Raw genomic sequence first — 13,067 nt, 5'->3', positions numbered from 1 at the left:
TGAATATTTTAGACTTCAGTTTTGCTGATTTTATAGTGTATAGTAGACATTTCTTTCAGGCGGTTTGCCGCAAACTCAGGGGTAATATCTCGCTGAGGGTTGGCAAGCATCTCGTAACCTACCATAAACTTTTTAACCGATGCGGAGCGTAATAATGGCGGATAAAAATGCATATGCCAATGCCATTCTGGGTAATAACCATTGTTTACCGGAGCCTGGTGCATGCCTGCAGAGTAAGGAAAAGATGTTTCGAACAGGTTATCGTATTTGGTTGTTAATACTTTAATCGCTTCGGCTAATGATTTCTTTTCCGCTTCGCTAAACAATTTGATGCTGTTTACATGTCGTTTGCTAATGATCATGGTTTCGTATGGCCAAACTGCCCAAAAAGGTACCAATACCACGAAATGATCGTTTTCAAATACAATGCGCTCGTTTTTCTTTTGCTCCAGCTTTAAATAATCGGCAAGTAAACTTCTTCTATGGATGGCGTAGTAAGTTTTCTGGCGCTCAGTTTCTTTGGCAATTTCTAAAGGGATATCGCCCTGCGACCAGATCTGTCCATGCGGGTGTGGGTTACTACAGCCCATTATTTCGCCTTTATTTTCGAAAATCTGAATGTATTTAATCCAATCGTTTTCAGCCAGGCTGTTAAATTCGTTCTGCCAAACGTTAACCACAGCAGTTATGGCTTCGACACTCATTTCAGGAAGCGTTAGATTATGTTTAGGGCTAAAACTGATTACCTTACAAAGCCCTCTCTGATTATTAGCCACCAATAAATCATCTTCGTTCATATCACCGGCAGGTGTATCTTCCAACAAAGCGGCGAAATCATTGTTAAAAACAAAGCTCTCCGTATATTCTGGATTGCTATCGCCATCTGCCCTACCGTTTCCCGGGCATAAATAACACTTAGGATCATATTCGGGGCGGTTATCTGGTGCGATGTCTTCAACCTTACCTTGCCATGGTCTTTTGGTGCGGTGTGGTGATACTAATACCCACTCGCCGGTTAATATATTAAGCCGGGTATGTGGATTACTGTCAAGTTCGAATGTTTGGTTCATTTTATATTTTTCAACTGGTTAGAAAAAAGAAGGCCAGGTGGCTCTCCCATCTAGTCGGCCAAATTATAAAATTATTATTAATTGTCAAAACGACAATTAATAATAATTTTTATTTTAGTAAAAATTTGAACATATTAAGCCCTTTAAAACCTTGATAAAAAATGATTGAATATTCCAGGCAGCCACATTATCTTGTTGCTGTTGATTGTATCGTGTTTGGATTTGACGGTGAACACCTTAAAATTCTATTGGTTAAGCGGGGTTTAGAACCCGAAATAAATAAATGGAGTTTAATGGGAGGTTTTGTAGGCGCCGATGAAAGTCCGGATGATGCAGCAAATAGGGTACTCAAAAAAATGACAGGTTTAGAAGGCGTTTACCTGGAGCAGATGCAGATTTATGGAGAGCCTGGCCGCGACCCCATCGAAAGAACGCTTTCTGTTGGATATTTTGCCCTCATTGATATCCACAAATATGAGGCACAGTTAAATGACGATTATGAGGCCGAATGGTTTTTGATTAACGACCGGCCAAAACTTATTTTCGATCATAACCAAATGGTTACTGATGCGCGCAAAAAATTAAGGTATAAAGCTGCACTTCATCCAATATTATTCGAAATGCTGCCTAAAAAATTTACGATTCCACAGCTGCATATTCTTTTTGAGGAGGTAAACGACACTAAAATCGATACCAGAAATTTTAGCCGTAAAATTACCTCTACAGGTTTATTAATTAAGCTGGCCGAAAAAGACCGAACAGGTTCTAAAAAAGGTGCATTCTATTTTAAATTAGATAAGAAGAAATATAATGCCAATTCGCAGGCTTTCTTAAACTTAATGCCAAATTTAAAGGTTTAAATTAATTTATAATACGATTAGCCTATTGTTCTTCATAATGATAGGTTAATCCCCCATCTACATAATAAGTTGATCCGGTTACATAGGCCGCATCATCAGAAGCAAGAAATGCCACTACCGCGGCCACATCTTCTGCCTTGCCCATTCGTTTTAACGGGATATTTTGAAGTACCTTTTCCAGCTGTTCTTTATTGTTCAATAAATTCTGATTGATCGGAGTTGAAACAGCTCCGGGAGCTACATTATTAATTCTGATATTAAACTGGGCTAATTCTGAAGCAAGATTTCTGGTTAACATCTTTAAACCTCCTTTACTCGTGCAGTAGGCAGCAAAATGCGGAAATGCGATTTCTTCATGTACAGAACTCATGTTGATTATCGTTCCGGCCACTTTGCTTTTTCTACAATAATTTACGAACGACTGGATGCTAAAAAAAACACCTTTTAAGTTGGTATTCATGATCAGGTCGTAATCTTCTTCTGTAACTTCCCAAAAGCTGGCTTTTTTTTCTACCCCCGCATTGTTGACTAAAATATCCAAATGGCCAAATACGGCAACTGCATCGGTAATCAATTTGGTGGCTGCATTGGCTTTACTTAAATCGGCTTCCAAAAAAGTTGCCTTTCTACCCATGTCCTGTATTTCTTTGATAAGTTTTTCGCCCCGCTCATCAAATTTATGCCCATTTAAAATAATATCACAGCCATCTTTGGCCAACCTTAAGGCACATGCAGCACCAATTCCCTGACTGCTTCCGGTAATTAAAGCAATTTTGTTTTCAAAACGATCCATATAAAAATGTTATAATACATAAAGGAAAATTGATGTAAATATGTTTGAGTAAAACTGAAGTTATTAACAGGATTAATACATTAAATATAAGTTCTTAAAAAAAACATCGTTATAGCTATAATCATTTATTAGTATGTTTGGGCAACAAACACACAATAAACTTAAATTAATCTTAAAACATGAACATTACCAAAAACCTTTTATTTACGACTCTCCTGGCTTTGTTTACGCTAACCATGTATTCTTGCAAAACAAAAAAACTGGCAGCAAAACCTGCTCCGGCACCTGTTGAAAAGCCTGCACCACCAGTAGAAGAGAAAAAACCAGCGCCTGTACCAGAGAAAGAAGAAGCACCTGCTCCAGTTGAAAAGCCCAATTTTAACTTAGATAACATCCAGTTTGAGTTTAATTCATTTGTACTTAAAACATCATCATTCTCAATTCTGGATAAAGCAGTAGCAGAAATGAAAAAATCGCCTAACACAAAGTTTATACTTAATGGCCATTCCTCTGCAGAAGGTACACCTGAGCACAACATGCAACTTTCGGTTGATCGTGCAAATGCCGTAAAATCATACTTTATAAACGCCGGTTTAAACGGAAATAATTTCACTGTTGTTGGTCATGGTGAGAAAGAGCCTATTAGCAGCAATAGCAGCGAAGAAGGTAGAATGTTGAACAGAAGAACTGAAATAAAAGTTCAGAACTAGTTCTTAAAATATAAGAAAAAGGGCCATGATTTAATTTTCATAGCCCTTTTTTATTTAGCGTGTAGTCGTTTTTCTGAACTTGTTTCTGCCCTTCGACTTCAAGGCATTTTATACCGTTTTCTGCTTTTCGGGTAGAAATTAAACGTTGATTTAAAGTTAATTTCAGAAAAGAAAGATTCGATAATCCATTTTCTTAAATGAATATTGATTTAACAGATTAACCAGGTTACCCTGCTTTAAAAACGGCTGTAAATAAAAACTCTCCGAACCTTTCTTTACAGAAAGACCCGAAGAGCGTATTAATCATACTAACCAAAATAGGCTAATAGCCTGGGTTTTGGGTTAATACAGCATCCTTATTTAACTGTATTTCGTTCAAAGGAATTGGCAATAACAAGTTTTTTGTCGTTAGGCCGGTAATTGGTTTTGAAGCATCGTTCGAGTTCAATCTAAGTGCACGTTCTACCAAAGTACCTGTTCTCATCAAGGTCATTCTTCTGTTTTCTTCACCAATTAATTCCCTGGCTCTTTCATCAAGAATAAAATCCTTTGTCATTTCAGAAGCGCTAACCTGTGCAGCATTTGCTCTGGTTCTCAACACGTTAATTGTCGTTGCCGCATCCCCTGTTTTACCTTGTGCAACCTGTGCTTCGGCAAGTAATAAATAAGTTTCGCCTAAACGCATTAGAATAAAATCTTTAATCATTGCATAACCAAAAGTATCGTTAGGATCGAAAGCACCCCATTTGGTTGTACTCGGACAAATATTAATTAAAGTATCCGGACCTGTGAAAGGCACCTGTTTTCCGTATCTGGCTGCATAAGTAGGATTCGGATCATTGTAATAATATCTTCTGCGGATGTTGTATTGAGAGTTACGGATATCATTTCCTTTGTACAGACCGTAAAGCACCCAGTTGCTCAAACGCAATCTACCAATAGAACGGCCACCCAACGAATCGGCAATAGCCATACCTGCAATGTTGTAATAAGCAGCACCCCAAACCCTTCTTTGCTGGGGATTGTCAGTGATTCCACCAACAACAACATTCGGATTTTCCTGTTCCAGTACCCAGATAGCCTCTGTATTGCCCTGAGATCTTCTCTGGTTGCCATACTGGAACATATCAGAATAATAATCTCCGGCCTGGCTGGTTTTAACACCATAGCGGTTTTTAATTAAACTGAATTTGCCGCTGCTGATAATGGCCTGGGCTTGTTGCTCTGCCAGATCAGGCTTGCCGATACGAAGGTAAACCTCAGCAAGCAATTGCATCGCCATAAACTTATTCGCTCTGCCGTACATTTTCCCTTTGCTGTTTGTTTTTACTGATTCGATATCAGGAAGGTTTGCCGCAGCATACACTAAATCTGAAACGATAAAATTATTTACATCAGCTATTGGTGCCCTTACAAAATCTATTTTAGGCCCCGCTAATGCATGCACAATCAATGGCACGCCACCAAACAAAGTTGCTAAGTTATTGTAAGCATAAGCCCTGAAAAATTTAGCTTCGGCACTTACCAGGCTTTTACCTTTTGCACTTAAGCTTGTTAAACCGGGGTTATCGACTCCGTCTACAATAATATTGGTTAAGTTAACCATGATGTAGTTTCTGTTCCAGGTACGGGCAGCTCCATTGTCCGTTGGCGTTAGCGTTGCGTAATTATAGTAAGGAATTTCTACGCCTTGCTGGTTATTGGTTGCATTTGCAACATCAGTTCCAACCTGCCAAACGCTTGGCCAGCCCTGCTGATCAGCCCAGGAAAAAATTGTACTTGTATGGTTATATAAACCAATTAACGAGGCTTCGAATCCAAGTGAATCGGTAAGCGTTAATGGTGTATATGATGAAAACGGTTTCTCATCTAAAAATGCTTTTTTGCAGGATGAAAACGCAACAAAAAACACTGATAATGATGCAATTATGGTTATATATTTTTTCATGATGATTGTAAATTAACGTAATGAAACATTTAAACCCAATACGAAAGTTCTTGTTAAAGGATAATTATTTGTCCAGTCTGCCGCGAATGCCTGCTGATTTGCATTGCCATCGCCTGATCCTCTACTGTAAGTAGTTTGTTCAGGATCCCAACCTACCCATTTGGTAAAAGTGTGCAGGTTACGACCACTTGCATATACGGTTAAGCCACCAAGGTGAAGTTTATCTAACACTGACTGTGCGAAAACATAACTTAAAGTTACATCCTTGATTCTGGTGTAACTTGCATCAGATGCATAGCCATATCCTAAAGTGTTGTTGTAAGACAATGCTGGTCTTGTCTGACTCATATTTTCAGGCGTCCAGTAACCAATTTCAGCAGGTGTATTTCTTCTTCCTGTTTCATCACCATAACTTAAATCCGGGTTGTTTCTAGTCATACCTTGCGCAGTTTGAATAAAAATACTCAGGTTGATATTTTTGTAGTGGAAAGTATTGGTTAAACCACCGGTCCATTTTGGATCAATTTGACCTAGAATCGTTCTGTCATCAGCAGTAATTTTACCGTCGCTGGTTAAATCAGCAAATTTCAGGCTTCCTGGTTTTGCTGTTGGGTCTTGTTTAGAAACGTCCTCTCCCGTTTGCCAAACGCCAGTCATTTGATAATCATACACTACTCTAATTGGCTTACCTATAAACCATCTGTTTCCTAAATCGTCTTTTCCATCGCCATATAAATCTGTAATTTTATTTTTGTTAGTCGCAAAAACAAACATGGTTTCCCAACGGAAATCTTTACCAGCAATATTTTGTGTATTCAAAGTGATCTCTAAACCTTTATTCGTTGTTTTACCAATATTTTCTAATACTCTTGAGTAACCCGTTATAATTGGTAAAGCTCTGTTTAATAAAAGACCTGATGTTTTATTCTGATATGCTTCTATACTACCATTAATCCTGTTGTTAAGAATACCGAAATCTAAGCCAATATTTGCCGTTTTTGTGGTTTCCCATTGTAATGATGTATTTCCTAAGTTATTTGGAGCAACACCAATCGTACTTATCCCATTAAATGGGGAGCGTAAAGAACCTTCTGTGGTTATGGTTCTGTAAACATCTACAGCCTCATTACCTGTTTTACCATAAGATAATCTTAGTTTCAGGTTATTGAAAACCTTGGCGCTTTTCATAAAGTCTTCGTTAATGATATTCCAGCCAATTGCAGCAGAAGGGAAAACACCGTATTTGGTTGTATTTGCGCCGAAAACTGAAGAACCATCTCTACGTGCAGTTAAAGTCAGTAAGTATTTGCTGTCATAAGAATAAAACAAACGACCCATTTGTGAGTTCAATCCATATCTATCCCGGTTAGACCCACTAGTTTGTGTAGCTCCGGCACCCATATTATTCATACCTAATTCATCATTGATAAAACCAACTGCACCAGCTGTAGTAGAACTGTATTGACGCTCCTGAGCACTGTATAAAGCCGTAAAATCGAAGTGGTGTTTTTTAATGTCTTTAGAATAAGTTAAGATATTTTCAACAGTATAACTGTTTGTAGAGGCATTGAAACTACTTGCTGTACCATTTAAATCATTAGCTAAACGGCCGATATAGCTTGCTCTTTTTTCAGGGAAGTAAGTGTAACCTGCATTTAAACGAAATTTCAAACCGGTTAAAGCACCGGGAAATTTAACTTCAGCGTAACCGTTTCCATTAATGTTGGTTGTTCTTCTGATTTGAGTAGTTTTTAAACCTAACAGTGGATTCGTATACAATTGCTCCGGACTCATCGGGTAAATCGCATACGTTCCATTTGCGTTATATTCCTGACCATAGGGACTCATCGCCGTTGCTAATAACAGGTTTGCCCTTCCACCGTCGAAGTTATTACTGGTTAAGAATAATGATGTACCTATAGTTAAAAAACTGGTTACATTAACATCCAGGTTAGAACGCAAACCTATACGTTTAAAATCATAACCTTTAATTACACCTTTCTGATTAAGATAATCGCCTGAAATGAAATATTTAACATCCTGTGATCCACCCGAAATACTAACATTATGATCCTGAATTACACCTTGTTGGGTTGCTTCTTTAACCCAATCGGTTGTGGTACCGGCATTATAAGCAGGAAGTTCACCGATATTTGGAACTGGTCTTTGTTGTACCTGGCCGGTTTGTTTAAGCATATCAGCATATTTTTGAACATAATCTACACCGCTTCCTGGCTGCAAAATATGTGCAATATCATCGATACCTGCATAACCGCTGTAGCGAATAACCGGTTTACCAGTTGTTCCCCTTTTTGTGGTAATTAAGATTACGCCATTTGAGCCATTGGTACCATAAATTGCGGTAGCACTCGCATCTTTCAAAACCTCTACCGATGCAATATCATTGGGGTTAATATCGTTTAACGATCCACCTGTTTTAGTTAGCGGAACACCATCTACCACTACATAAGGACCTGCATTGGCTGTTATAGAGTTTTGCCCACGAATAAGCGCATTCGGCTGACTTCCAGGAACAGATGATGTAGTGCTAACATTTACCCCTGCTACTGCACCTTCAATGGATTGAAGAACATTTGTTACAGGTAATTGCGACAACCTTGCTTTAGGTACAGAAACAATTGAACCGGTAACATCAGAACGCTTTTGCGTACCATAACCTACAACAATTACATCTTGTAAGTTTTTATCCTTATCCTCTGCAAGGACGATGCTCAGTTGTGTGTCATTAGCTACCAATACTGTATTGGTTACGTAACCTATAAAACTAATGACCAAACTTTGTCCTTTCTGGGCTGATATCTTGAAATTTCCATTGGCATCGCTGGCCACCACCTGAGTAGTTCCCTTAACACTAATAGATGCACCTGGAACGGGGTTACCTTTATTATCTTTTACTTTTCCGGAAATTGAGATTTGAGCGATTGTTTGTGCAATTGAATTGTTTGAATTACCTAAGGATAGGATTAAAACAAACAAAAACATTACCGCACACTTAGATGTGTCTAGTAGTTTTCTTTTCATTTTTTAAGATTATTTGGTTAGTTAATAATTGAACCGCGAGAGGAATTCAAATTGTAGTCTATTAAAAATATTTCAGTAAATATTTAATCTGACCGGATGTAGAAATTGTGCATGAATAAGGAAGGATTGATTGCAACAAAGTAAACATAAAATCCCAGTACAGTGAGGGGTAATACGGTAATAAGTAGGGGTTAAATTGTTACTTTTTGTCAAAATTTCCTTTTTAACCCCTAATTTGAAGATTTTTAAACGTTTAGTCTACGTTTAATTTTTTAAGCGTGTTTAAGATTGGCTTGTCAATTGCTTTTAAAATATTCTGATCAGGTTTAATCAGTTCTAAAACGGCAATATCGTTTTTACCTTTTTTTAGCCACTCCTGAGGAATATAAAGCGTTTGCTGTGGACCAATTGCCCAGTATTTACCTAAATTGTGTCCGTTAACCCATACCACTCCTTTTCCCCAATCGGTCATATCTAAATAAGTATCGGCAACGGTTGAAATCTGGAAGGAACCTTTCTGCAATGTTGGCCCATTTCCATTAGCTTTTGATGAACCAGTCATGGTCAGGTGATCGTTGCTAAAAGGGAAGCCATACATCGACCATTTTTTAATCTCGGTACCATCAAAAGTAACCTGTTCGGTAATTCCTTTTTTGTTTTCGAGTAAATACTTTCCAAAATTTATCCGGCCCATATTCTCCACAAAAATATCAAGCTGTACCTCTCCTGCCGGAAGATCTAATGCTAATGTATTCTGGTTTAGTCTGCGGTCTAAAATACCTACCCTTTTTTGATTAACAAAAATGAGCGCATAATCGCGCAATTGTTGAAGTTGCAGTTCGCCTTTTTTACCTCCCTGAATGGTGGTGCGGTACAATACATAGCCATAATCCTGACTTAGATCCTCGAAAGTTAAAGGTGTACTGTTTTTCACAGCTTTAGGCAATGCATTGAACAAAGCTACTTTTGTCGCCAATTTAAAAGGTGCAATGGCCATGCTGGGCTTTGCAGTTGGAATTGAGGGTAAACTTTGTCCTGCCGGAAGGTGTTTTTCGATCACACTTCTAAATGCCTTGAATTTTTCAGTCACATTTCCTGCCTCGTTTAAAGGTGCATCATAATCATAGCTGCTGGTTTGTGGTTCGTAGGGCGAAATATCCTTGTAGTTGGCACCATTCATAAAATCGCGGGTGGTCCCTCCATGGAACATGTACATATTAATCGAAATACCTGCCATTAAAACAGAGTCTAACTTTTGGGTATATTGTGCTGCTGGAACAGTGTGATGAGGGGTTCCCCACCAATCGAACCACGCCGGGTACCATTCTGCAATAAAATATGGCCCATTGCCATTGTGATTTTCATTTACCAATTGCCTGATTTTTGCTGGATTATCAATGCCGTTTAGTGCGGGTAGCAACCCATCTAAATGTCCATCCTTTACATCTGCTGCAGGATCGCAGGTATAAAGTAATCCATCAAAACCGGCTTCTATAAACATTTTGCGGTTGATAGCTAAATAGTTTTTATCGGCAGCATAAGAACCATATTCATTCTCCACCTGCACCATAATGATGTTACCACCATGGTTAATCTGCAGTGGCGCCAACTGTTTACCAACTTCAATAATATACTTTTTATACTCTTCTAAATATTGCTGTTCGGTACTTCTTACCACCAGACCTTTTTCGGTTTGCAACCAATAAGGATAGCCACCAAACTCCCACTCTGCACAAACGTAAGGGCTTGGCCTTAAAATAACCCACAAGCCTTCCTGTTGGGCAATTTTTACAAATTCTGCAATGTTGTTATTACCTGAAAAATCGAATTTTCCTTTTTGCGGTTCGTGCAAATTCCAGAATACATAAGTACCAATGGTATTTAAACCCATTGCCTTGGCCATTTTCATACGTGCTCTCCAGGCTTCTTTTGGCACACGAGGATAGTGCAACTCACCAGAGATAATCTGAAAAGGTTTTCCATCTAGTAAAAAGTCTGTTTCTCCCAGCTTAAACGTATGTTTAGCTTGCTGGCCAAAAGCCGATAAGGAGAAACATATCGCCATTAACCATAGTAATTTTGCTTTCATTTTTTTTTAAAAGTTGTTTTTAAGATGCCCCGAATTTCGGGCAAAAAAGTCCCTTTTTGCCTTGCTTTACGCAATCCAATCATCAGGTTTTATATGAAAATTTTGTTTTCTATTTACTTTTTAAATACGCTCAGATCCCATTCATCTGCCCAGTTTATTGAAATTTTATCATTCTCAAATTTGATCGGCAACCATAAATAACGGCCATCAATTGCGTTTTTTGGTGCCCATTTATCGGCCATGAAAATAAAATCTCCTTTTTTACCCGGTGCTGGCAATACATGTGTACTTTGCCCACCGTAGGTTAGTTTAGCACCTTCGCCCTGGCAAGGGTTCCCCATATAAGTCCAGGGCCCCCAGATATTGCTTGCTTTGAACCATCTTGCCGGATTTGGCGCCCAGCCTGTACAGCCTGAACCAACCATATAATAAGTTCCATTTTTCTTGAACAAAGCTGGTGCTTCTGTTTGCTGTCCTACATAAATTCTGATAAATTTTCCGGTATGCCCTAAATAATCTGGTGTTAATTCTGCTAAATGCAAGGTAAAGTTCTCTTCAGAAGAAAATACATGATAGGCTTTTCCATCATCGTCAACGAAAACGGTCATATCTCTTGCCATTTGCCCGCCAGGTAAATCCCTGCAGAAAAAGCCATCACTTTTATTGGCTGGTTGCTGGCAGTTTACTATATCTTTTTCGGCTGTACCTGACGCATAAAAAGGCATTTTACCTGGATTTGGGCGATAACTCCTGATAAAAGTATATGGCCCGGTTGGGCGATCTGCAACAGCTACACCTGATCTGGCTGCTGCATAACCTTTACCCAAAAGTTCTAAGTGAAACCACATTACAAACTTTTTAGTTTTCTTGTTGTACACCACTTTAGGCCTTTCGAGGATACAGCCTTTGGCAATATCACTGGTCAAATCGTTTAAAACCGGCAAGGCAATGCCTTCATCTTTCCAATTGTATAAATCTTTCGATGAATAACAATGCACGCCTACCTGTGCCGTATTTCCTATTTCTCCTTCGATTTTATGTTCTCCAAACCAATAATAAATGCCTTTATACACGACAATACCACCGCCATGTGCATTGATATGAACACCCTTATCATCTTTCCAGATTTTACCCGGGGTAAAAGAAGTATAGGTTTGCTGGGCAGAAACAAAACTGCTGAAGCCCAAACTAAAGGCGATAAATCCTAAAATAAAACTGATTCTCTTATTCATCATTTTAACTAATTTTTAATAGTATATAGCAGTGATTACTTACATCTTTTTAATTGTATACCAACTATTACTTATTTTAAACTGGCACTATGGTCGTTCTCAAAATTCTCGCCGCTCCAGATCTTTTGTGCACTCCATTTTTCTGCTGGGTTAGCCCAAAAAGGATCTGATGCGGGCAACCCTAAAGGCAAGAAGATATTTGAAGCAATATATGGGCTGCCCTGGTTGTTATAGAAATCGCCGAGATTGGGCTGATCGCCATATAAACCGATGGTTAACCATCCATTTTTATAGGTTGAAGGGCTCTCTAAAGTTTTCCTGATTACCGCTGTTAAAGCACAACGTACCTGCGCCGCACTTAACTGTTTAGGCAATGCTTTTCTCCAGGCCATATCAGCCAAATGATGAAATGCTGCTCCACGATAAATAATAGAGCGACCAGTTGCAGGATAAGTGCCATCGGCGTTGATTAATCTTTCCTGAATGATAGCATATCGCTCATTACGCTTTTTAATTTTCCCGAACATTTCCTTATAACTGCTCGTTTTAGTGCCAATGATGTTGGCCAAAGTTGCCAGATAAGGATGGATTACATAACTATTGTAATAATCGAAGGCGAATGATGTTCCATCACTATACATTCCATCGCCTATGTACCATTGCTCCATTTGTTGCAGGGCATAATCAACACGCATCGGATCCCAACTATAACCGAACTTAGCCAGAAAAGCCTCATTCATTGCTGAGAACAGTAACCAGTTAGAAAAAACTGGCTTAAATCTTCTGGTCGTTACAATAGACTGCATCATCAATGCCTGGTTTTTCTTATCCAGGTTTTCCCATAGCCATGGTGCACGTACCAAAGCCAGTGCCACATAGGAGGCATCTACCAGTTGTTGCCCGCCAATATCGAAGTTCATAAAATCTTTGGCATTAGAATCTAATGCATTTTTTAAGCCCTGAATAGCCCATTCACGATATTGTTTCCTTAAGGCAACTTCTTCATCTGAACCTCCTTCTAACTGTAACCATGGTGCAATACCACTTAAAACCCTACCCAAAACCTCCACATATTGTACTTTAATGCGGTGTTCTTTATTATCGATATGAACAGAAGTAATTTTTGGCATCGCAATACGCAAGCTGTCTTTAGCCAGGTTATACAAAACTGGCTTAACCATCTTATCCATTTGCTGCAACCAAAACTGCCTGTCAGTTAGCGCCGCACCTTTAGTATTTTTGGCTTTCTTTTGTGCAAAAACAGATCCACCAGCCATGATGATCAATAAGCCTGTAATCAAGATATTTTTAAGTCTCATTTTC

9 protein-coding genes are annotated in these 13,067 nt (G+C 38.7%); 2 read left to right on the top strand and 7 right to left on the bottom strand.

The features are described 5' to 3' along the window. Window positions 1–8: 8 nt before the first annotated feature. Window positions 9–1,070 carry a UDP-glucose--hexose-1-phosphate uridylyltransferase gene (locus tag BCL90_RS06250; protein ID WP_121283136.1) on the bottom strand — a complete coding sequence of 354 codons (1,062 nt, stop codon included), beginning with the start codon at window positions 1,068–1,070 and terminating at the stop codon, window positions 9–11. A 161-nt stretch (window positions 1,071–1,231) separates the two neighbouring features. Here BCL90_RS06250 and BCL90_RS06245 point away from each other — a divergent pair, with 161 nt between their 5' ends. Continuing rightward, on the top strand, window positions 1,232–1,930 hold the full coding sequence (locus tag BCL90_RS06245; protein WP_121283135.1) for an NUDIX hydrolase: 699 nt from the start codon (window positions 1,232–1,234) through the stop codon (window positions 1,928–1,930). A gap of 22 nt (window positions 1,931–1,952) precedes the next feature. On the opposite strand, the gene BCL90_RS06240 is transcribed toward BCL90_RS06245, so the two are convergent. After that, window positions 1,953–2,723 carry an SDR family NAD(P)-dependent oxidoreductase gene (locus tag BCL90_RS06240; protein ID WP_121283134.1) on the bottom strand — a complete coding sequence of 257 codons (771 nt, stop codon included), beginning with the start codon at window positions 2,721–2,723 and terminating at the stop codon, window positions 1,953–1,955. Between the two features lie 179 nt (window positions 2,724–2,902). On the opposite strand from BCL90_RS06240, the gene BCL90_RS06235 reads away from it, so the two are divergent. Continuing rightward, window positions 2,903–3,433, top strand: a complete 531-nt coding sequence (locus tag BCL90_RS06235; RefSeq protein ID WP_121283133.1) for an OmpA family protein — start codon at window positions 2,903–2,905, stop codon at window positions 3,431–3,433. Window positions 3,434–3,755: 322 nt separating this feature from the next. Here BCL90_RS06235 and BCL90_RS06230 read toward each other — a convergent pair whose 3' ends face one another. The 5 genes from BCL90_RS06230 to BCL90_RS06210 form a co-directional block, all read right to left on the bottom strand. Continuing rightward, the gene (locus BCL90_RS06230) at window positions 3,756–5,381 is read right to left on the bottom strand and encodes a RagB/SusD family nutrient uptake outer membrane protein (protein ID WP_121283132.1); all 1,626 of its coding nucleotides are present in this window, start codon (window positions 5,379–5,381) and stop codon (window positions 3,756–3,758) included. A 12-nt stretch (window positions 5,382–5,393) separates the two neighbouring features. Beyond that, window positions 5,394–8,423: a SusC/RagA family TonB-linked outer membrane protein gene (locus BCL90_RS06225; protein ID WP_121283131.1), complete on the bottom strand. Its 3,030-nt coding sequence runs from the start codon at window positions 8,421–8,423 to the stop codon at window positions 5,394–5,396. A gap of 253 nt (window positions 8,424–8,676) precedes the next feature. Next, on the bottom strand, window positions 8,677–10,512 hold the full coding sequence (locus tag BCL90_RS06220; protein ID WP_121283130.1) for a glycoside hydrolase family 35 protein: 1,836 nt from the start codon (window positions 10,510–10,512) through the stop codon (window positions 8,677–8,679). Window positions 10,513–10,625: 113 nt separating this feature from the next. After that, complete coding sequence (locus tag BCL90_RS06215) at window positions 10,626–11,747, bottom strand: glycoside hydrolase family 43 protein (RefSeq protein ID WP_208529853.1); 1,122 nt, start codon at window positions 11,745–11,747, stop codon at window positions 10,626–10,628. 68 nt (window positions 11,748–11,815) lie between these two features. Continuing rightward, window positions 11,816–13,063 carry a DUF2264 domain-containing protein gene (locus BCL90_RS06210; protein ID WP_121283129.1) on the bottom strand — a complete coding sequence of 416 codons (1,248 nt, stop codon included), beginning with the start codon at window positions 13,061–13,063 and terminating at the stop codon, window positions 11,816–11,818. Window positions 13,064–13,067: the final 4 nt, after the last annotated feature.

It is taken from the genome of Pedobacter alluvionis, assembly GCF_003664035.1.
In the GTDB taxonomy this organism is placed as follows: Bacteria; Bacteroidota; Bacteroidia; order Sphingobacteriales; family Sphingobacteriaceae; genus Pedobacter; species Pedobacter alluvionis.
This window is presented reverse-complemented; position numbering and strand designations above follow the sequence as displayed.